The following is a 19,637-nucleotide window of genomic DNA, read 5'->3' as shown; positions in this document are numbered from 1 at the left end:
CTCCCGGGCCACGCAGCTCCGACAGCAGCCGACGGGCCAGGGTGGTCTTCCCGGCGCAGCACGGTCCTTCCACAGCTACCCACAGGCGGGTATCAGTCATGCGATCTGCCGGCGTTCGGTCTTGCCGACGCCGGACCCTCCTCTCAACAGACGGATAGCGCCGACGAAGCCGCCAACGCCGAACAGGATGGTCGCCACCGGACATGCCAGCAGCCGGAGCAGCCGCCGACGCGCCGAGGCGGGCACGCCGAAGACGCGATCAATCGCCACCAGTTGGAGCAGGTAGACAGCGGTGAGCACGCCGGCCGCGATACGCAGGGCGACGGGCCCGAGGAGCAGCAGGCCCACTGTTGCCGGCGGCACGACGGCGCAGCCGAGCCATTCCAACGCCGACCCCCAGGCCGAGGCCGTCTGCAACCGTGCCCGCCACCCCGGTTGGGTTGATGGATCATGCAGGTACCGCCAGGCACGGGCGGGGCCGAAGAACCACCGCGAGGCTTGTTCCACCTGCCGTGCGGGCGTGTCCGGAACCTCAGCCTGGTCGAGGCTGGGCACGGCGACCATGGGCACGTTCCGTGACCCGAGATAGAAGCTGTAGCGCATGTCCTCCAACGGCGAGCACGCGGGGAACGGCAGGTCAAGCAGCAGGGACAGTCGTATGCACAGACCGTGGGTGGTGACGTGGGCGTATACGTACGAGCACAGCCACCGTTTAAGTGGGCCGGCTGCGGCGGACCGGTTACGCAGCCGAGGTATCTCGAATCCGGCGACGAACCGGTTAGCGCGCAGGGCGCCGCCTTCACCGACGGCCCACGCCAGCCAGGACAGCACACCGCGCACCGGTGGCCGGGTGCGGACCTCGAAGCGGGAGGACTGGTGGAAGACGCTGGCCTCGGGTAAGGCCGCTATGGCTCGGGTGAACTGGTCGAGGGAATCGTTCGGTGGGCGGGAGTCCGCGTCGTAGCACGTAAGGAACGCCTCCGAGGGCGACACCCCGGGCGGCAGCAGAGACGCGCATTGGGCCGCGGCGAAGTTGAGCTGGTCACCCTTCAGCCCGTCCGGGTCGTCGCAGTGAAGGTGGATCAGCTTGTGCTCAGCGGCGAGTTGCTCGACGACCTTCACCGTGTCCTCGCTGTCGTGCTGCAACGCCTCGACGGCCTCCCGTGCGGTGGTGATCACGATGAGCTGCGCGGCATGTCCACGCGCCAATGCGTTCAGGTGAGCGGCGGCATCGGCGATGATGCCTGCCTCACGCAGCACCGGAACCACGACGAAGAAGATCGGCCCCGGGGTCGAGTGTGCGGAGGCCGGAGGGATGCCGGCGGCGGTGAAGCGGCAGGAATGGATAACGCCGGACAGGACGAACAGTTGCCGTACCAGGACAGCGCCGAGCAGCCCGGAAACGGCGAGTGCCGACACGGTCATGGGGCCGTGGCCCGAACACGCTTGACTCCGGCGCGCCCGTCATCGCCGACCGGGAGGTGTGTGCCAGCGTGTGTCTCCGCTGCGGCCGGCTCCGCTGTGCTGTCGCGGGCCGGGTTGGCCGGCTGGTAGCTGAGCTTGCGCTGCTCTTGGATGAAGTGGGTCGGATCCGTGATCGGTGTTCCGGCGTAGGGAACGGCCTCGTCTCCGCCCCACCGGGCGACGTACTGGGCTTGGAAACCGTCGCACACTGGCGAAAACGCGCACCCGTCACAGGCGGGCACGTGCACGTAATGGTGACGCTGCTGCTGACGCTGGGACGCCTCGCCGTACCACTGCGGCGACGGCGGTCCCTCATGGCCCGCGTCGTACCAGGAGTTGTAGTCCCACTCGTGCGGGTCATAAGGGAGCTGGTAGCCGGTGTAAACGTGCGCCTCGCGGCCGGGGAGCTGGCACGGCGGCATGTACCGTACGTTCGCCTCGACGCCGTGGGCGGTGCACCGGTCGATCGCCCTGGCCAGGTAGGGGGCGATGTCCGAGTGTCGCGCCTGGAACTCGATCTCCGGCTGCGCGGTCCATTCGAAGTACGGGTTGAAGGTGAGGAAGTTGACCACTCGGGCACCCTTCTCCCCGGCGAGGTCAGCGATGGCCTCCAGCTCGGTGAGGTTGTCCCGAATCATGGTCACGTTGAACCGGAACGGCACACCGAGGGTGTTCAGGTTGTCCAACGCGGCCATCTGCCGGGCGAAGTTGTCCCGGCCCCGGCCGTGGATCTCGGCCACCGTGTCACCGATACCGTGGATCGACACGAGGAAGTCGTGGATACCCGCCTCAACGTAGGCGCGGGCGCGGTCCAGGGCGGCCAGGTGCATCCCGTGGGTGATGACCGTCGGACGCAGCCCGATCCGAGCAGCATGCGCCACGATGTCCAAAGCCTGCGGGTGCAGGGTCGGTTCGCCGCCCATGAAGTCCACGAACTCGTTGCCGTAGAAGTGGTGGAACTTGTCCAGCGCGGCGGTGGCCTCACCGACTGGCATCCACGCCTTCTCCCGGCTGGACACGAGTTCGTCGTAGCAGAACTTGCACCGCACGTCGCAGCGCAAACCCAACCACAGGACGCCGCGCCGGGTCGGTTGCCGCTGTGTTGACCAGACGGGCGGCAAGGGGGTCGTAGTCATCGCCGTCTCCTCCTCCGAGTGAGCCGTGTCGTTGGTCAGGTGTCATAGGTAGAGCTGGCGGAACCGGATAGCGCCGTGCAGCTCGCCGACGAGCACGCCGGCCGCTTCCACGAGTTGCAGGGCGGCCCGCGACGCCGGCCCGCCATCGCCCCTGGCCAACGCCCGCAGCGCCCGGGGAACGGCCGTCAGCGCCCGCCCAGCGCGCCGCCATGGGTATGTGTCGAACACGAACCGTCTGCCCGACACCCGCCTGTACTTGGCGAACAGCAACACCTGATAGACGGCGTAGCCCCGGAACCGGCGGAAGTGAGCGGCCAGCCCGGACCGGTCCTCATGCAAGATCACCGCATCGGGTACCAGCCCGATCGGATGCCCGGCGAGACCGAGTTTGTAGCAGGCGTCCACGTCGTTGCCCGACCGCAGTTCCTCATCGAAGCCACCCGCCCGGCGCAGGTACTCGGTGACGAAGCCGGAGTTCGCCCCAGCGACGTATGGCAGGTGTAGAGCGGGAAGATAGTTCAACGAGGTCTGCCCGTCGACCACGGTGATCGCATGCCGCTGAGTCCACGTCCGCGGCTCGTACTTCTCGATAGCGCCACCGACTGCCCCGAACCGACCGTCAGCGAGCCCCGTGGTCATCTTCTCGATCCAGTCAGGACGGGCCACACAATCCGCATCGGTCATGAGCAGAAACCGACCCCGGGCGGCGGCTAGCCCGACGTTGCGCGCCGCCGCCATGTTCGCCACGGGCAGATGCAGATACCGCACCACCCCGCCCAACCCGTCTACATCCGCCAGGACAGCGCTGCCGTTCTCCACAATCCAGACCTCGTACGCATCTGGCGGGATCGTCTGATGGGTGAGGGAGTCGAGCAGCCGTCGGACCCGGCCATCCCCGCTGACCGCGACGACCACCGAGGCCAGCAGAGCGGAATCAGCCACGGAACTGCCTACACATCGACGGAACCAGCCCCAAGGTCATGTGCCGAGGCGCCGAACACTGCTGGCAGAACGAGATTCGGTCACGGCGAAACCGCTCGAACTCCTGGCCGGTCCACACGTCGCTCAGCGGCCGGTCCGTGATGTTGCCGACCTCGCCCTCGTGTGAGATCTCCACCAGGCAGCACGGCAGCACCCGACCGTCCGGCTCGGCCAGCGCGTAGTAGTTCGGCACTGTGCAGGCTTTGCGCACGGAGGCCATGTCCGGCCAGTAGATGCCCTGCGCGTAGTTGGAGTCGGGGTTCTCCCGGGAGAAGAACGTGGCCAACACCTGCACTGCGTTCGCCTGGACGATCTCGGCGGTCTTCCTCTCCTGCAAAATCGCCAGGATCGCCGGTACCGTCTCGTTCCGGAACTCGCGGATCTCCGGTTCGGTGAGCAGCGACGTCCCCGTGGTGTCGCCGTAGACATTCATCAGGTAGATCGAGGCGATGCCCGTGTCCACACAGTGCGCCACTAGCTCCGGGATGTCCCGGAAGTTGTCGCGGGTGATCACGGTCATGTAGTTCATCCGGAACTCCGGGAAGTCGGCCCCCGCCCGCCGAACCGTGTCGATCGCCTTCATGATCGTCGGTAGGGCGTTGCGGACCCCTCGAAGCTTGGCGTACTTCGCCGGGTCCAGGGTGTCCACCGAAAAGTTCCACGCCCCGAGTCCGGCGTCAATGATCTCCCGTGCCTTCTCGACCGTCACACCGGTGCCTACCGAGTTCATGAACACGAACACCCCCGGGTGCCGCTTCGCCGCCTGGATGACCTCGACCAGATGGGGATACAGCAGCGGGTCGCCGCCGGACAGTTGGAACTCCTTCATGCCCAGCCCCGCCGCCTCATCGATGCTGCGCAGCGCCAGGTCCAGCGGCATGTGTCCCGGATTCGGGATGCGGGTCGACCCGTTGTTGGGCAGCAGCCGCAGCGCTTGCTTCTTTTCCGCGACCATGCCCTGGTAGTAGTCCTGCCGAAGATCGCAGTACGGGCAGCGGTGATAGCAGTAGACCGTCGGCTTGAGGACGAACTGAGCGAGAGCGGGCGGTTCGACCTGCGCATTCATCGGCTTGCACCTGACCTTCGCGAGATCCGACCACGAGGCAGGACGGCCAGCGGTCTCACGCGCCGGAGTCGTCCCAACACCCATCGTCGCCTCGGACGTTGGCCAGGTTCAATGGCTGGTCGGTAGTTGTACGAAAAGCCGCTGAGCCCCTTGCCTGGTCAGCCTGCCGAACCGCTGCCCCGTCTCAGCGGACGTCAATCTCCGGGTTCAGCTCGCGGCGGACCGGGCATCTTCCGCCGCCACTTCAAGTAGCGCCAGATGCCCTTCGCGGGTTGTGTCTCGGCGCAGCCGAGGAGTCGGCCGGCGCCCTGGCTGGTTGACGCGGTGCTACTGTATGCGCAGTTCGGGTCGTGCACTAACCTCGATGATTCGCCGGTGAGGGCTGCAGTGCGGGCGCCCTAGCCGAGCGGTGAGGCATGGTGTGAGCACCAGCAACGGGGTCGGCCGTCAGCACACGAAACCCCGTTCGGAACCGCCAGCCTGCAACCGCATCGGCAGCTCGAATGCAAGGTCAACCTGCACATTGCCCCAGCTCAACCCAAGCAACGGCACGGTCAAGCCGTGCAGGTTCGTCTCTAGCCGGGGGCACACTACAGAACGGCGAAGTCGCAACGTGACTGGTCGACGACCACAGGTTGAGGCGAAGTTCGCATTGACATAGAAGTATGTCGCTATGACCCCAGGCTCGATGCCCCGGGCTGCGACCGTCTGCGGTCAGGGCTACGCGTCGAACTCGCCGTCGCGCACCCCGCCGGTGAACGTCGCCCACTCGTTTGGCGTGAACTCCAGCACCGGTCCGGTCCTTCGAGTCCCGCATGCCCACAGTGCCGTCGGGTGCGAAGGCGACCTCGACGCAGTTGTCGCCGCCGCCGGAGCGGCTGGACTTGCGCCAGTTGGTGAACTTCTCGGCGTGCATGGTCATCTCCTGGTGTAGTCGGGCAGGATCTACCTGGTAGCAACCGCAGCCCCTTCCGCTGCACAAATATCTCCCGACGCTCCTTGGCCCGGCCCTTGCCATCGAGCACGTACCCCGTCAGCCGGTATGAGCGGGCCGTCAACGGCGTCCATGATGTTGCGAAGTGTTGCGACGCTACTGGCCGAGTTGATCGATTGTGCGCCCGATCAGCGCCCGCGCCTCCGGCCCGTACACAGCCGACACCTGTAGCCAATCGAACATCCGGGCGTACAGCTCGATCTCGTGTGGCCGGGTGACCTCGAGGCTCGCAGTCGGCGTCTCCAGCGCGACCAGCAGGTTGTCAAAGATCCAGAAGCCAGTGGACGCGACCGCCGGGCGTTCGGTCATCAGGGGGATGATGCCCACCGAGACGTTTGGCAGGGACATCACCGCGAGCAGCCGGTCCAGCTGCCCGGCTTGGGTGGCGGCGTCCCCGAACCAGGTGCGCAGCGCCTGTTCCTCCAGCACCACCACGAATCGCTTGCCCCGCTGGTAGAGCACCCGCTGACGCTCCATCCGCACCGCCACGGCCTCGTCCAGGTCGTTCGGTGTCTCCAGGAAGTCGATCCAGAACGACAGCATCGCCGCCGTGTAGTCGGCGGTCTGGAACAGCCCGGGGATGGCGTTCTGCTCGTAGATCCGGAACACCGACGTCTGCTCGTACAGGGCAACGGTGTGCGCGCCGAGCATACGCTTCATGCCCGCCCGGCTCTGCCGCCGGAACTCCAGGTACGCCGACTCCACCGCCCGCAGCGTGGCGATCAGATCCGGAATCTGGTCTTCGGCGTTGCACACCCGGCACCAGGCCCGGATGTCGTTGTCGGTCGGCGGCTGCACGCCAATGCTCGATCTTGCTGACCCGCATGAAGTGCTGGCCGGTCAAGGCCGCCAGCGCCCGCCCCGTGAGCCCTGCTTCCTTACTCAGCTCACGGAGACGGACGCCGAGCGCCTCCTGGCCCTGCCGGGCAGCGCTAGACGGGTTGGTAGTCACGGTGCGGGACAGCCAACTGCCAAACAGCCTCGAACGCCGACCGGTACAACCGCAGGTCAGCCGGGTCGGTGGACGCCACCCTATCCACGGCCAGGCCGTTGCCCGCGTAGATCAGGAAAACCGCCAACCGGTCGTCGAGCAGGTAGTAATCGTTGCCCGGCAACCCCAGCGACGACACCAGCCGACGCGGCACCCACCGGATGTCCTCGCCAGCGTCAACCATGGGCGCCGCGATGCTGTACGACCAGCGCTGATAGTCGCTCAGCGGCTCAGAGACGATACGCGCCCGGCGCACTGACCGGCCTGCCTTGACGTGCTCGCGCAGGCTCTCGCACCAGCCGTCCAACCACGCCAGGTCATCCGGTTCACCCGCAGTCCACTTGGCCATGTGCGGCAACTCCACCGCAGTGCCGTAGGCGTCGCGCGTCTCCAAGTGGATGGCATCGCCCTCGAAGCTCACCAGCAGCCGCTCGAACTCGTCCTCACTGATCGAGGTCACGATCCCCCTGCCTGAAGACCCGGAGCATCCGGTCCGGGATCTCCACGCAGGACTCACCCTCCGGGATGCTCATCTGCGCCAACACCGCCGGATCCGACACCACCCAACCCTGCACCACCCAGCTCTCCCGGTCGGTGCGGTACACCGACGCGACCTTCCTCATTCACTCAACTGCTGCGACCTGCCTCGGCACCCGCTGCTATCCATGATGTTTCAGGAGTCGCCGCGCCTCCCGACGGATTTACAACCTGGACCACTAAGCCCTCCGGACGTTCACCGCGACCTTGAAGCGTTTGCCGGGATTGGGGCCCGGCGTCGCGGTGATCTTCAGAGGTTGATCGGGGCGCGGTAGCGTGGCGGTAAGGCTGCGGACCAGCGTCGCCATCGTCACGACCGCGAGCACCTCGGTCATGCCGGCGCCAAGGCAGGTGTGGCTGCCCACCGAGAACGGCGCGTACACCGATGCCTTGCGCGCCGCCGCGAAGTCGCGGTCGATGTCGAAGCGCTCGGGCGAGGGAAAGTGCTCCGGTAGGTGGTGCGGCACCGACGTCGCCACGAGCACCCGGCGCCCCTTCTCGATCCGGTAACCCTCAAAATCAAAGGCTTTCGTCGCCGTACGGGCGGAGCCCGGCGCCGGTGGATACATGCGCAGTGTCTCGAGCACCAGCCCGCGCAGCGCCGGCATGTCGCGCAGCCGGTCGAAGGTGAACGGTCCGGCGCCGTCCGTCTCGGCGGTCACGCGCGCCAGCACATCGGGGTGCCGCAGCAGCGCGTAGAGCATGAAACTGTAGAGGTAGGCGACCGTGTTGATACCAGCGAAGTAGCCCTGCAACGCCATGCCCGCGCGCACCTCCGGCGGGTACGGCCGGCCGTTCTCGTCCACTGCGGCGAGCGCCTTGTCCAGCAGGTCGGCCGGTCCGCCGACGGGTTGTTTCGCGCGCTGCTCCAACGAGTCCCGGGCGAAGGCGAGGATCTCGGCGCGGGCCCGACGATAGACCGGCCACCGCAGCACCGACGGCGGCCACTTTCCGGCGATCGTGACGTCGAGTACCAGTTCGAACGCCCATCGCAACTGCTCGAACCGGGCCGCCGAGCTGGCACCGGTGAACGCGATCGACAGCTGCTCCGCGGCCAGCCGCTGAAACCGGTCAACCACCGGCAGGGCGGCTACGCCCTCCCACCTCTGGAAGGTCCGCTCGGTGATGGCGATGACGTCGTCCCAGCGTGCGGCCAGCAGGTCCCGGGACAGGCCGGCGGCGAGTTGCTTGCGCAGGTGGCGGTGCGGACGGTCACGCAGCACGTGTACGCGCATGTTGAACTCCCGGTTGAGCCCGCCGAAGGCCTCCTCGCTGGTGAGAACCTCATCGCCTTGCTTGAGCAGGAACTGGTTGGCGCGTTCCCCGGCCATGATGACGAATGCCTGATTCAACGCGCGGACCCGGAACACCGGACCCATCCTGCGATGCGTGTCCACGAGGAACCCCTGGACGTCCCCCATCATCCGCAGCGCGTTGCCGAGCAGCGGTAGCCCGGGCACGACGGGCGGCGGCGGCGATTGATCGTCCCTCATAAGATCATCTACCTCCGCGTCAGGGGAGCCACTGCAACGCCTCGCCCGCCGGCACCCGGTCACGGGCGTCCGGCCTGCGCCCCGTCCCGCGGCCGATCACATCCATGCCTGCCGGGGTGACCAGGGAACGCTCGAAGGCGAGCACGATCAGCTCCCGGTCGTCACTCAGATGCGTTATCCGCCACCTGCTCGACAGAACGCCGAGCGCACCCCTGCCACGCCACGTGAACACGCCCGACGCGGCGTCGAGGCGGTCCACCCCGACGATCCGCCGGGTGGCACCCGATCTGGTCCGATAGCTGACCTCATCACTCAGGACGAGCGGCGAGCCGCGCAGCAGCGCATATGTGAAGACCGGCTCCTTCCTCCGTCCGGACAACCACATCGGGAACGTCGTGGCCAGCACCCGCCACGATCCGGGCAGCGTCTCGCGCAACACGTCGACATCGATCATCGGGGCTCTTCCTCCTGCGCCACGCGCCGCCGGGGAAACACGTCGGCTCGCCGCATCCGCAGGATTATCGCGACCGCCGCCAGCAGCCACGGCAGGTAGGCCCCGGCCACGACACCGAAGTGCGGGCTGGCGGTGACACCGTACCGCTCCTCCATCAAGATGATCGATACGTTGGCGGCCATCATGCCGGACCAGACGAGCGCCGGCGTTCGGATCCAGGCGCGCGACCGAACAAAGGCGTAAATGGCGGCCAGGTAGAAGGGGCCGAAGAGCAGGATGTCGATCCAGATGGTCATGCGCCAGAACGCCGGCCGCGCCATGAGCAGCGGGTCGAAGGAACGTCCGTACCAGTGGACGAGGTCGACCACGGGCGGCGGTGGCCAGAGCGGATAGGCGAACTGCGCCGGGTTGTCGATGACCACCTGCTCCACATCGACGGTGTAGGTGACGACAACCGCGTTGACCACGAAGAATGCGACGAAGAGCTGGTCGATGGGTCGCATGCGCAACGGCACCGCTGTGGTCTGATCGGCCACGGCCACCCTTCTCGATCACTTTGCTCATCGGTGACCCGTGCCGCGACGGCCCGCGACCACACCGACGTACCCGCACCCGCCTACGTGCCGATCCATGTCCTGTGGCGGATCGCGGCAACGGAATGGATCAACAGACTTCCATGATCCTAGTACGGCAGCCGCTCGGCGTTTCCATCAGCCCGGCGACTCCACTTGTCCGGTGGTGGTGGCGGCGTCCACAGTGGTCGCCGCCCAGCTGGCGAGCAGGCGGAGGGTGTCGTGCGCCGGGGTGCCCAGTGGGGCGCTGTAGGCGGTGAGGGTCAACCCGGGGTCGGCGGAGAGCGGCATGGCTTCGAAGGCAAGGTCGAGGCGGCCGATGACCGGGTGCTGGAAGCGTTTGGCACCGGTCTGGTGCAGGCGCACGTTGTGCATTGCCCAGCGCGTGCGGAAGTCGTCGCTGCGGGTGGCGAGCTCTCCGACCAGGTTGGTCAGGGCCCTGTCGTACGGATCGCGTCCGGCTTCGGTGCGCAGCACCGCGACGGTGGTGTCGGCCGCCTCGTCCCAGTTGGCGTAGAAGTCCTGGGCGCGCGGGTCGAGGAAGCAGAAACGGGCAAGGTTGACCGGCCGATCCGGGGTGTCGAAAGCCGGGGCGTAGAGCGCCCGGCCGAGCTGGTTCGCCGCGAGGATGTCCAGGCGACCGTTGCGCACGAAGGCGGCGGCGTCGGTCATCGCGTCGAGCAGGCTCTGCACCCCGGGTCGGATCCGTTGCCTGGCCGGCCGGCGGCGAGCTCGCGGGCTGGTATTGGCGGCGCGGGCCAGGTCGTACAGATGAGAGCGTTCGGCCTCGTCGAGCTGCAGGGCACGGGCGATGGCGTCCAGGACGCCGTCGGAGGCGCCCGACAGGTTGCCGCGTTCCAGGCGGGTGTAGTAGTCGGGGCTGACCCCGGCGAGCATCGCGACCTCGGCGCGGCGTAGCCCGGCGACGCGGCGGATGCCGCCGAAGGAGGGCAGCCCGGCCTGCTCGGGGGTGATCCGGGCGCGCCGTGAGCCCAGGAACTCGCGTACGTCGTCCTGGAGGTCCACGACCGCCACGCTACGCCCCGGTCCCCGGGCAGAGGGGGTCTGTCATTACCTGTTTCGGCAACCCCTCCCACCGGGGCCCGGCAGCGGCTTCCATGGATGGCGTAAGCTCGGCCGATCCGGCTGGTCAGCGCGCCCCTTCCCCGAGTCTGGAGACACTCAGCATGCGTGCCACCCTGATGTACGGCGCCGGTGACGTCCGCGTCGAAACCATCGCCGACCCCACCATCCAGCAGCCGACCGACGCGGTCGTGCGCGTCGTGCGGGCCTGTGTCTGCGGCAGCGACCTGCACCCCTACCGCAACCTGCCCGCCCGCGAGCAGGGCCAGCAGATGGGCCACGAGTTCCTCGGCGTCGTCGAGCAGACCGGCGCCGACGTCACCATCGTGCGGGTCGGCGACCTGGTCGTGGCCTCCTTCTCGTACCAGGACAACACCTGCGAGTTCTGCCGCGCCGGTGTGCAGACCGCCTGCGTACACGGCGGGTTCTTCAGCGCCGCGCAGGCCGAGCTGGTCCGCGTCCCGCTCGCCGACGGCACCCTCGTCACGCTGCCCGTCGGCGCCGACTCCGAGCTGCTGCCCTCGCTGCTGACGCTGGCCGACGTCTACGGCACCGGCTACCACGCCGCCAAGCGCGCCAACGTCGGCGCCGGCGACACCGTGGCTGTCGTCGGTGACGGCGCGGTCGGGCTGCTCGCCGTGCTGTCGGCCACGCGGTTGGGTGCCGAACGCATCATCCTGATGGGCCGCCACAAGATGCGTACGGACCTCGGCCGCGAGTTCGGCGCGACCGACGTCGTCGCCGAACGTGGCGAGGAGGGCATCGCACTCGTGTGCGACCTCACCGACGGCGGAGCGCCGAAGGTCCTGGAAGCCGTCGGGCACCGACCCGCCTACGACCAGGCCGTCGGCATCGTCCGAGCCGGCGGCGTCATCAGCCGGGTCGGCGTTCCGCAGTACGAGGAGGCACCGGTCGGCTTCGGCAGCCTCTTCGGCCGCAATATCACCCTCAACGGCGGCCCGGCTCCCGTACGCGCCTACATCGACGATCTGTTGCCCGGCATCCTCGACGGCACCGTCGACCCCGGCAGGGTCTTCGACCGCACGGCCCCGCTCGACGAGGTGCCCGCCGCTTACCGCGCCATGGACAACCGCGAAGCTCTCAAGGTTCTCGTCACCTTCTGACCCTCATCCGTTTGGTGGCTCGTCGACGATCCGTTTGGCGGCTCGTCGACGGCATCGCCGCCACCGACTGCCGCACATTCCAGTGTGGACCCTGCGCCGCCGTACCGCCGTACCGCCGAACTCGCCGAGAACGACCACCCGTTCGCCGATGACGACCTCCATTTCATCGCGTCGGTCGGCCAGGAGCGCGGCGAACGCGGCATCTCGCCGGAGACCGAAGCCCGCCGCCTCCCGCACCTCCCGGACCGCCACCGTGGAGGCGCTGCTGAACGCGCACCGCTTCCCGATGATGTGGCGTATCCCGGACGAGTTCGTGATGCTGACCCCGGCGACGGTCGCGGCCACACCGTTCGTCCCGGTGGACGACGACGCTGGCTGTCGGTTGGCCGTAGGGGCCCGGCCGGGAAGGTCCCGACCCGCACAGCGAACCCGATCCGGTCGGCAATGCGGTCGACCGGGGTTGGAGCAGACCGGGGTCGGAGCACGTTGGCGAGAAACCGTTGGAGTGCGGCAATCCAGCCGCTTCCCGGCCTCGTACCGGCTGAATAGTGTCGGCCTCACCGCCGACGAAGAAGGACTGATCCGATTGCTCGCGCAGCTGAGCCCACGTGTCACCCCCGGCACACAGCGGTTGTCCGGCCGCGAACGCCGAGGCACCGCCGGGCGGCGCACCGCCCGACCCGCACACACCGTGAGCTGCTGAGAGCGCCGATGACCAAGTTTCTGCTCTCGGTCCACGTGCTCGCCGCCATCGTGGCGATCGGGCCGGTGACCGTCGCCGCCAGCATGTTTCCCCGGATGGCGCGCCGCGCCCTGGCCGAGTCCGGCACCGACCGGGACCTGGCCGTGCTGCACTCCCTGCACCGGATCTGCCGCGTCTACGCCGCCGTCGGGATCGTGGTGCCCGTGTTCGGGCTCGCCACCGCCAGCAGTCTCGGCGTGCTCGGCGACGCGTGGCTGATCACCTCGATCGCGTTGACCACGGCCGCCGCGGGCGTACTCGTGCTGCTCGTCCTGCCGCGCCAGGCCCGCATCCTCGGCCCCGTGGCGGCGGGCCCGGACGTCGATACGCGGGGGCCGGCACGGCTGGCCATGTACACCGGGATGTTCAACATCCTGTGGGCCGTGGTCACCGTACTGATGATCGTCCGACCCGGCTCCACCACCGGGGTGTAGGCGTGGATCCGTTACTGGCACTGCGCCTTGCGGCAGGGGCGGAACTCGCGACCCTGGCCATCCTGCTGACGAACCTCGCCACGGTGCACTGGCCGCAGGTCTCCTCGGCGATCGGACCGATCCACGGCTGCGCCTACCTGTTCGTCATCGTCCTCACCGTCCGGTTGAGCCGGGTCCGCCGCACCCGGGCCACGGCCGTGGTCCCGGGCATCGGCGGCCTGCTCGTCCTGCGGCAACTCGCCCGTCCGGAAAAGGGCTGGTGATCGCTTCGACCCTGGCCCAGGCTCCCCCGTGCACCGGCCGCGCGTAAGGTGATCCCGTACTCACCGAGCTTCCGAGGCGGAGAGGCAGTGCTCGCCGCCCGACCCCAGGTGCCCGATGACGACCAAGATTGACTTCAAGAAGACCCTCGACGCCTACCAGGCACAGCGGGGCCGGTTCCGGGTCGTGGACGTGCCCGACATGCGATATCTCATGATCGACGGCCACGGTGACCCCAACACCTCGCCCGCCTTCGGCAGGGCGGTCGAGGCGCTCTACCCGGTGGCGTACAAACTGAAGTTCGCCAGCAAGCGCGACCTCGGGCGCGACTATGTCGTCCCGCCGCTGGAGGGCCTGTGGTGGGCCGAGGAGATGGCCTCCTTCACCTCGGCGCGGGACAAGTCGCGGTGGGACTGGACGCTGATGCTCATGGTCCCGGACTGGATCGACCGCGCCATGTTCGTCACCGCTGTCGAGCAGGCCGGGGCCAGGAGCCAGCCGGCGCGTCTGGTCGACGTCCGTCTGGAGACGCTGTCCGAGGGGCGGTGCGTGCAGACGCTGCACGTCGGCTCCTTCGACGACGAGGCGGGCGTGCTCGCGCAACTGCATCACGAGGTCATCCCCGAGCACGGGTTTCGGATGGCCGGCACCCATCACGAGATCTATCTCAGCGATTTCCGCAGGGTCGCTCCCGCCAGGCAGCGCACCATCCTCCGACAGCCGGTGACCGTCGAGGCGGCACCCGCCGGGTAGCACCCCTACGCGTGTAGTTCTCGACGCCCACGATCGCAAGCATGGCGGTCAGTGCGCGTGGTGGTACCGGTGGACCACGGCGTGACCCCTGCCGCGTGAGATCAGCCACCGGTTGACCGGGGTGGTCAGCACGAAGGCCGCGGCCAGGGCGAACGCCAGCGACGCCCAGAACAGCCAACCGGTGAGGCCGGCGTGCATGGCGCCGGGCACCGCGAGCATCACGGCGTTGTCCAGGATCTCCATCACCGCGATCGACACGGTGTCGGCGGCCAGGGCGACCTTCAGCGCGGTACGGAGATCCACTCCGGCCCGCAGCACCCCGCGCATCGTCAGGGCGTAGCCGAAGACGAACGCCAGCCCGACCGCCAGGGCCACGGTGGGCCAGACGGGCCAACCCAGCGCGGTGCCGATGACCATGCCCAGCACCTCACCGATGGCGCAGCCGGTCAAACAGTGCAGCGTCGCCTGCGCCGCCATCCGCCACGAGGTCTGGCGGGCGGCCCCGGGGGCCGAACCGGTGTCGTGTCGATGGCCGGAGTCGCGGGTGGACGGCTCGACGGTGTGCTGGTCGGGATGCACAACGGCCTCCTGGATGCGCGGTGGGCGGCGGGATCACCTCGCGCCGTCGTATCGTCGGCGGAATCCCTAGCGGTCTCCATAGTGGTGTCGACAGGAGGGGATCTCCAACTGGCCGTGAGCATCGAGGACGCGGCAGACAAGCCGGTGTTCTTCGTTGATGTGCCGGGACGCCCACCCCGCCAGGTCATTCCTCAGGAGTTCCGGCTTGCCCCGGCGGCGACGGGGCCGGCCGCGCCAGGTGGGCCCGCAGGGCGGTGGCGATCTCGGCGGCGGCGGCGAGCTGGTCGGCGGTGAGGGCATCGACGAACAGCTCGCGTACGGCGCGCAGGTGCGGGACCGTGGCGGCGCGGAACGCCTCGGCGCCGGCCGACTCCAGCACGACCTCGGCGCCCCGGCTGTCGACGGCGCACTCCTCGCGTCGGATCAGGTGCCGCCGCTCCATCCGGTTGAGGTGATGGGAGAGGCGGCTGCGTTCCCAGCCGATCCGCGCCGCCAGCTCGGAGGAGCGGAGCCGGTGCCCGCTCGCCTCGCTCAGGACGAGCAGCACGGCGTAGTCGCTCCGGGAGAGCCCGGTGTCCTGGTGCAGTCTGCCGGCGAGCACGCTGCGCAGCGCCTCGGTCGTCTCGACGAACTCGCGCCACACGCGTAGTTCGTCCCGGGTGGGAAGCTTCCGCGCCCTTCCCAACGCCCACACCTCCACTACTTGACGCGTCAAGCATATGGCGCCATGATTGACGCGTCAATCACCCGGAGGGCAGCACCATGAGTGAGTTCCAGCTCGGCCTCGACACCTTCGGCGACGTGCCGGTGGACCGGGCCGGCGCACCGCTGTCGTACGCCGCCGCGATCCGGCAGGTCGTCGACGAGGCGGTGCTCGCCGACGAACTCGGCGTCGACGTGATCGCGCTCGGCGAGCACCATCGGCCGGAGTACTCGATCTCCACCCCGGAGACCGTCCTGGCCGGCATCGCCGGGCGCACCTCGCGGATCAGGCTCGCCTCCGGGGTGACCGTGCTCAGCTCGGACGACCCGGTCCGGGTCTTCCAGCGGTTCGCCACCGTCGACGCACTGTCGCACGGCCGGGCCGAGGTCATCCTCGGACGCGGCTCCTTCACCGAGTCGTTCCCGCTCTTCGGCTACGACCTGAGCGACTACGACGTGCTCTTCGAGGAGAAGCTCGACCTCTTCGTGAAGCTGCTCGACGAGAAGCCGGTCACCTGGCGCGGCACCACCCGGGCAGCCCTGCACGACGCCGACGTCTTCCCCAAGACCGAGTCCGGCCGGCTCCCCACCTGGGTCGGGGTCGGCGGCTCGCCACAGTCGGTGGTCCGCACCGCACGGCACGGGCTGCCGCTGATGCTCGCCATCATCGGCGGGCACCCGCAGCGGTTCGCGCCCTATCTCGACCTCTACCGGCGGGCCGCCGACCAGCTCGGCACGGTGGCACACCCGGTCGGCATGCACTCGCCCGGTTTCGTCGCCGACACCGACGAGGAGGCCGTGCGGCTGTACTACGCGCCGTACAAGGTGATCCGGGACCGGATCGGCGCGCAGCGCGGCTGGCCGCCGCTGCGCCGGGCGGAGTTCGAGGCCGAGGTGGCGGAGGGGTCGCTCTACATCGGCTCGCCGGAGACCGTCGCCCGGAAGATCGCCCGAGCCGTCAGGGCGCTCGGCGTCGGCCGGTTCGACCTGATCTACTCCACCGGAGCCCAGCCCGCCGCCGCCCGGATGCGCGCCGTCGAGCTCTTCGGCGCCAAGGTGGCGCCGATGGTCCGCGACATCCTGGCAGGCTGAGGCGATGGAGACACGCAGCACGGGCACCACCGGCAGCACGGGCAGCACCACCATCGGCATCCTCGGTGCCGGCAAGCTCGGCACCGTGCTGGCCCGGCTCGCCGTCGCCGCCGGTCACCGGGTCCTGGTCGCCGGCTCCGGCGACCCGTCGAAGATCGCACTCATCGTCGAGATCCTCGCCCCCGGCGCGAGTACGGTGACCGCGACCGAGGCCGCCGAGCGGGCCGACGTCGTCATCCTGGCGCTCCCGCTGGGCAAGCATCGCAGCGTGCCGGCCGAGGCGCTGCGCGGCAAGCTGGTGATCGACGCGATGAACTACTGGTGGGAGGTGGACGGGATCCGCGACGACCTCACCGACCCGCGCACCTCCTCCAGCGAGACCGTGCAGAGCTTCCTGTCCGGGTCGCGGGTGGTCAAGGCGTTCAACCACATGGGCTACCACGACCTCGAGTCCGAGGCCCGGCCCGCCGGCACGCCCGGACGCCGGGCGATCGCGATCGCCGGGGACGACCCGGACGCCCTCGGCACGGTCGCCGCCCTGGTCGACACGCTCGGCTTCGACCCGGTCGTCGCCGGCGACCTGGCCGAGGGCGTACGGATGGAACCCGGCACCGAGCTCTTCGGCGCGAACACCGACGCGGCCGGCGTGCAGGCGATGCTCGACCGCTTCCCCGACACCGAGCGTGGTCGCGCCGTCGGCCAGGCCCGCGCACGACCCTGACGACCCTCCCCCACCCCTCGAAGGAGTTCCCCGACCATGAACATCGCCCTCTGGATCGTCGCCATCGGGCTCGCCGCCGCCTTCCTCGGTGCCGGCGCGATGAAGCTGCTCCAGCCGAAGGAGAAGCTCGTCACCGACCCCCGGATGGGCTGGGCCGAGCCGTTCCCGCCCAACCTCATCAAGACGATCGGCGCCCTGGAGATCCTCGCCGCCATCGGGCTGACCCTGCCGGCCCTGCTGGACATCGCCCCGATCCTCGTGCCGCTCGCCGCCACCGGGCTCGTCGTGATCATGGTCGGTGCCACCGTGACGCACGGCCGGCGCGGGGAGACCCAGTCGGTCGTGATGAACCTGGTGTTGCTCGTGCTTGCCGCCTTCGTCGCCTGGGGCCGGTTCGGCCCGTACGCCTTCTGACCCTGCCCGGGGTCAGTCCGGCTCACCCTCGACGACCAGCACCCCGTCCCGCTCCAGCAGGACCGCACCGGCGGTCGCGGGGAGGGTGGCGAGCGTGGCGGCGTCGAGGGAAGCCCCGGTCCGGTTGACCAGGAACCGGTAGCGGCCGCGTACCGCGAGGTCGACGTGGCCCCGCAGGTGCTCCGGCAGCTCACTCCGGACAGCGGCCCGGTGTGCCAGGTCGGCCAGCACGGCCGTCAGGCCCGCCGGGCCGAGCCGGGTGGAGACGTACGCGGCCGAGCCGCTGCCGACCACCCGGCGGGTGATCGCCGCCCGTCCGGCCTGGTCGCCGGTCTTGTACCAGGCCAGCACCTCCGTGTCGGGATCGGTGCGCTCGATCCGGTCCGTCCAGAGCGTGCCGGTGCCGCCGTTGTCCAGCTCGACGCTCTCCCCGTCGCGCAGCGGGGCGAACTCCTCGATCCGGATACCGAGCAGCTCACGCAGCGCTCCCGGATAGCCGCCGAGCCACACCCGGTCGTGCTCGTCGACGATCCCGGAGAAGTAGGTGGTGACCAGGTGGCCGCCGCCCGCGACGAAGCCGTGGAGCCGGTCGGCCAGCGACGCCGGCACGACGTGCAGGATCGGCGCGACCAGCAGGTCGTACTCCTCCAGCGGCGCCGCGACCGGCACGACGTCGGCGCGGATCCCGAGGTCGAGGAAGGCGGTGTACCAGTCCAGCGCCTCCTGCCGGTAGCGGAGCCGGTCGGTGGGGTGGGAGTCGAGTTCCGCGGTCCACCAGGACTCCCAGTCGAAGAGGATCGCCGCCCTCGCCCGCCCGCGCCGGGTGCCGGCGACCGGGGCCAGCGTCCGCAGCGTGGCGCCGAGTTCGGTCACGGCCCGGAAGACCTCGCTCTCCTCGCCCGCGTGCGGAATCATCCCGGAGTGGTACTTCTCGGCGCCGCCCGCCGACTGCCGCCACTGGAAGAAGCAGACCGCGTCGGCACCGTGTGCCACGTGCGCGAGCGAGTCCCGGGCCAGCTCGCCGGGGCGCTTGGCGACGTTGACCGGCTGCCAGTTGACGGCGCTGGTGGAGTGTTCCATCAGAAACCAGGGCCGGCCCTGCGCCAGGTTGCCGACGAGGTTGGCCGAGAAGGAGAGTTCGTCGTAGGACTGCGGCCCGGGGGTGCGGTAGTGGTCGTTGGCGACGAAGTCGACCTCGGCGGCCCAGTCGGCGTAGTTCATGCCGCTGGTCTCGCCCATCACCATGAAGTTGGTGGTGACCGGGATCTCCGGGGTCAGGGCGCGCAGCAGGTCGCGTTCGGCCCGCAGGTGCTGCTTCAGCGCGTCGGAGGAGAAGCGCTTGAAGTCCAGTTGCTGGCCGGGATTGGGATAGGAGGCGGCCCGGCGGGGCGGCAGGATCTGCGCCCAGTCGCTGTAGTGCTGCGACCAGAACGAGGTCGACCAGGCCCGGTTCAGCGCCGCCAGGGTGCCGTAGCGGTCGCGCAGCCAGGCCCGGAACGCCGCCGCCGCGTCGTCGGAGTAGTCGTAGACGTTGTGGCAGCCGAGTTCGTTGGAGACGTGCCAGGCGGCGAGCGCGGGATGCGTGCCGTAGCGCTCGGCGAGCCGGCGGGTCAGCCGCAGGGCGTGCTCGCGGAAGATCGGCGAGGTCGGCCGCCAGTGCTGCCGACCGCCGGGCCAGAGGGTACGCCCGTCGCGGTCGACCGGCAGGATCTCCGGGTGCTTCGTGCTGAGCCAGGGTGGCGGTGAGGCGGTGGCGGTGGCCAGGTCGACCGCGATGTCGTTGGCGGCCATCAGCTCGACGACCTCGTCGAGCCAGCCGAAGTCCCACTCCTGCTCGGCGGGCTGGAGCCGGGCCCAGGAAAAGATCGCCAGCGAGACGATGTTCACCCCGGCGGTCCGCATCGCACGGGCGTCCTCCGGCCACACCTCGCGGGGCCACTGCTCCGGGTTGTAGTCGGCGCCGTACGCCAGCCGTGCCCGGCCCGGGTCCGAGGGCCAACGGAGCCAGCGGTGCCTGCGGTCTTCTCCCACGACGAACTCCCCA

At 69.2% G+C, this 19,637-nt stretch carries 21 protein-coding genes and 2 pseudogenes; 7 read left to right on the top strand and 16 right to left on the bottom strand.

Going from position 1 to position 19,637, the window contains the following annotated elements:
• Positions 1-96 precede the first annotated feature (96 nt).
• The 12 genes and pseudogenes from ACN28C_RS10860 to ACN28C_RS10805 form a co-directional block, all read right to left on the bottom strand.
• Positions 97-1,425 (bottom strand): glycosyltransferase, encoded by a 1,329-nt coding sequence (locus tag ACN28C_RS10860; protein WP_422773371.1) that lies wholly within the window; start codon positions 1,423-1,425, stop codon positions 97-99.
• On the bottom strand, positions 1,422-2,600 hold the full coding sequence (locus tag ACN28C_RS10855) for a radical SAM protein (RefSeq protein WP_422773370.1): 1,179 nt from the start codon (positions 2,598-2,600) through the stop codon (positions 1,422-1,424). The genes ACN28C_RS10860 and ACN28C_RS10855 overlap by 4 nt, the downstream gene beginning before the upstream one ends.
• A gap of 42 nt (positions 2,601-2,642) precedes the next feature.
• Positions 2,643-3,515, bottom strand: a complete 873-nt coding sequence (locus ACN28C_RS10850; protein ID WP_422773369.1) for a glycosyltransferase — start codon at positions 3,513-3,515, stop codon at positions 2,643-2,645.
• A gap of 19 nt (positions 3,516-3,534) precedes the next feature.
• Positions 3,535-4,647, bottom strand: coding sequence for a radical SAM protein (locus ACN28C_RS10845; protein WP_422773368.1), 1,113 nt, complete (start codon positions 4,645-4,647; stop codon positions 3,535-3,537).
• Between the two features lie 720 nt (positions 4,648-5,367).
• A pseudogene (locus tag ACN28C_RS10840) lies at positions 5,368-5,569 on the bottom strand (DUF397 domain-containing protein).
• 168 nt (positions 5,570-5,737) lie between these two features.
• Positions 5,738-6,593: pseudogene (locus tag ACN28C_RS10835) on the bottom strand (helix-turn-helix domain-containing protein).
• Positions 6,574-7,092 carry a DUF6879 family protein gene (locus ACN28C_RS10830; RefSeq protein WP_422773367.1) on the bottom strand — a complete coding sequence of 173 codons (519 nt, stop codon included), beginning with the start codon at positions 7,090-7,092 and terminating at the stop codon, positions 6,574-6,576. Before ACN28C_RS10830 ends, ACN28C_RS10835 begins: the two are co-directional and overlap by 20 nt.
• Positions 7,076-7,237, bottom strand: coding sequence for a hypothetical protein (locus tag ACN28C_RS10825; protein ID WP_422773366.1), 162 nt, complete (start codon positions 7,235-7,237; stop codon positions 7,076-7,078). Before ACN28C_RS10825 ends, ACN28C_RS10830 begins: the two co-directional genes overlap by 17 nt.
• Positions 7,238-7,348: 111 nt before the next feature.
• Positions 7,349-8,725 carry a cytochrome P450 gene (locus ACN28C_RS10820; protein ID WP_422773365.1) on the bottom strand — a complete coding sequence of 459 codons (1,377 nt, stop codon included), beginning with the start codon at positions 8,723-8,725 and terminating at the stop codon, positions 7,349-7,351.
• The gene (locus ACN28C_RS10815) at positions 8,682-9,116 is read right to left on the bottom strand and encodes a hypothetical protein (RefSeq protein WP_422773364.1); all 435 of its coding nucleotides are present in this window, start codon (positions 9,114-9,116) and stop codon (positions 8,682-8,684) included. The genes ACN28C_RS10820 and ACN28C_RS10815 overlap by 44 nt, the downstream gene beginning before the upstream one ends.
• Positions 9,113-9,652, bottom strand: coding sequence for an EXPERA domain-containing protein (locus ACN28C_RS10810; protein ID WP_422773363.1), 540 nt, complete (start codon positions 9,650-9,652; stop codon positions 9,113-9,115). The genes ACN28C_RS10815 and ACN28C_RS10810 overlap by 4 nt, the downstream gene beginning before the upstream one ends.
• Before the next feature lie 174 nt (positions 9,653-9,826).
• Entirely contained in the window at positions 9,827-10,714 is an 888-nt protein-coding gene (locus ACN28C_RS10805; protein WP_422773362.1) for a helix-turn-helix transcriptional regulator, read from the bottom strand.
• A gap of 161 nt (positions 10,715-10,875) precedes the next feature.
• Between ACN28C_RS10805 and ACN28C_RS10800 the strand changes: the two genes are divergently transcribed.
• From ACN28C_RS10800 to ACN28C_RS10785, 4 genes are all read left to right on the top strand, one after another.
• Positions 10,876-11,895, top strand: a complete 1,020-nt coding sequence (locus ACN28C_RS10800) for an alcohol dehydrogenase catalytic domain-containing protein (protein WP_422773361.1) — start codon at positions 10,876-10,878, stop codon at positions 11,893-11,895.
• Positions 11,896-12,606: 711 nt separating this feature from the next.
• Positions 12,607-13,071, top strand: a complete 465-nt coding sequence (locus ACN28C_RS10795; RefSeq protein ID WP_422773360.1) for a hypothetical protein — start codon at positions 12,607-12,609, stop codon at positions 13,069-13,071.
• A 2-nt stretch (positions 13,072-13,073) separates the two neighbouring features.
• Positions 13,074-13,334 (top strand): DUF3817 domain-containing protein, encoded by a 261-nt coding sequence (locus ACN28C_RS10790; RefSeq protein ID WP_422773359.1) that lies wholly within the window; start codon positions 13,074-13,076, stop codon positions 13,332-13,334.
• Positions 13,335-13,449: 115 nt separating this feature from the next.
• Positions 13,450-14,085, top strand: coding sequence for a GyrI-like domain-containing protein (locus tag ACN28C_RS10785; RefSeq protein WP_422773358.1), 636 nt, complete (start codon positions 13,450-13,452; stop codon positions 14,083-14,085).
• Positions 14,086-14,133: 48 nt separating this feature from the next.
• On the opposite strand, the gene ACN28C_RS10780 is transcribed toward ACN28C_RS10785, so the two are convergent.
• The 3 genes from ACN28C_RS10780 to ACN28C_RS10770 all read right to left on the bottom strand — a co-directional run bounded on the left by ACN28C_RS10780 (position 14,134) and on the right by ACN28C_RS10770 (position 15,349).
• Positions 14,134-14,664 (bottom strand): DUF4396 domain-containing protein, encoded by a 531-nt coding sequence (locus ACN28C_RS10780; protein WP_422773357.1) that lies wholly within the window; start codon positions 14,662-14,664, stop codon positions 14,134-14,136.
• Positions 14,665-14,730: 66 nt separating this feature from the next.
• Complete coding sequence (locus tag ACN28C_RS10775; RefSeq protein WP_422774612.1) at positions 14,731-14,823, bottom strand: hypothetical protein; 93 nt, start codon at positions 14,821-14,823, stop codon at positions 14,731-14,733.
• Between the two features lie 25 nt (positions 14,824-14,848).
• A complete protein-coding gene (locus ACN28C_RS10770) occupies positions 14,849-15,349 on the bottom strand; it encodes a MarR family winged helix-turn-helix transcriptional regulator (RefSeq protein WP_422773356.1) in 501 nt (166 codons plus the stop codon).
• 77 nt (positions 15,350-15,426) lie between these two features.
• Here ACN28C_RS10770 and ACN28C_RS10765 point away from each other — a divergent pair, with 77 nt between their 5' ends.
• Genes ACN28C_RS10765 through ACN28C_RS10755 form a run of 3 tightly spaced genes read left to right on the top strand, consistent with a single transcriptional unit; the run spans position 15,427 to position 17,593 of the window.
• Positions 15,427-16,458: an LLM class flavin-dependent oxidoreductase gene (locus ACN28C_RS10765; protein ID WP_422773355.1), complete on the top strand. Its 1,032-nt coding sequence runs from the start codon at positions 15,427-15,429 to the stop codon at positions 16,456-16,458.
• Between the two features lie 4 nt (positions 16,459-16,462).
• On the top strand, positions 16,463-17,179 hold the full coding sequence (locus ACN28C_RS10760; RefSeq protein WP_422773354.1) for an NADPH-dependent F420 reductase: 717 nt from the start codon (positions 16,463-16,465) through the stop codon (positions 17,177-17,179).
• A 36-nt stretch (positions 17,180-17,215) separates the two neighbouring features.
• Positions 17,216-17,593 carry a DoxX family protein gene (locus ACN28C_RS10755; protein ID WP_422773353.1) on the top strand — a complete coding sequence of 126 codons (378 nt, stop codon included), beginning with the start codon at positions 17,216-17,218 and terminating at the stop codon, positions 17,591-17,593.
• 12 nt (positions 17,594-17,605) lie between these two features.
• Here ACN28C_RS10755 and ACN28C_RS10750 read toward each other — a convergent pair whose 3' ends face one another.
• Positions 17,606-19,624 (bottom strand): beta-galactosidase, encoded by a 2,019-nt coding sequence (locus ACN28C_RS10750; RefSeq protein ID WP_422773352.1) that lies wholly within the window; start codon positions 19,622-19,624, stop codon positions 17,606-17,608.
• Positions 19,625-19,637 lie beyond the last annotated feature (13 nt).

This window comes from Plantactinospora sp. WMMC1484 (genome assembly GCF_049315195.1).
In the GTDB taxonomy this organism is placed as follows: Bacteria; Actinomycetota; Actinomycetes; order Mycobacteriales; family Micromonosporaceae; genus Plantactinospora.
This window is presented reverse-complemented; position numbering and strand designations above follow the sequence as displayed.

Bases quoted from the DNA above. Each gene is read 5' to 3' on its own strand.
- ACN28C_RS10860 (WP_422773371.1), bottom strand. From the start codon at position 1,425: ATGACCGTGTCGGCACTCGCCGTTTCCGGGCTGCTCGGCGCTGTCCTG.
- ACN28C_RS10855 (WP_422773370.1), bottom strand. From the start codon at position 2,600: ATGACTACGACCCCCTTGCCGCCCGTCTGGTCAACACAGCGGCAACCG.
- ACN28C_RS10845 (WP_422773368.1), bottom strand. From the start codon at position 4,647: ATGAATGCGCAGGTCGAACCGCCCGCTCTCGCTCAGTTCGTCCTCAAG.
- ACN28C_RS10815 (WP_422773364.1), bottom strand. From the start codon at position 9,116: ATGATCGATGTCGACGTGTTGCGCGAGACGCTGCCCGGATCGTGGCGG.
- ACN28C_RS10800 (WP_422773361.1), top strand. From the start codon at position 10,876: ATGCGTGCCACCCTGATGTACGGCGCCGGTGACGTCCGCGTCGAAACC.
- ACN28C_RS10795 (WP_422773360.1), top strand. From the start codon at position 12,607: ATGACCAAGTTTCTGCTCTCGGTCCACGTGCTCGCCGCCATCGTGGCG.
- ACN28C_RS10785 (WP_422773358.1), top strand. From the start codon at position 13,450: ATGACGACCAAGATTGACTTCAAGAAGACCCTCGACGCCTACCAGGCA.
- ACN28C_RS10765 (WP_422773355.1), top strand. From the start codon at position 15,427: ATGAGTGAGTTCCAGCTCGGCCTCGACACCTTCGGCGACGTGCCGGTG.
- ACN28C_RS10760 (WP_422773354.1), top strand. From the start codon at position 16,463: ATGGAGACACGCAGCACGGGCACCACCGGCAGCACGGGCAGCACCACC.
- ACN28C_RS10755 (WP_422773353.1), top strand. From the start codon at position 17,216: ATGAACATCGCCCTCTGGATCGTCGCCATCGGGCTCGCCGCCGCCTTC.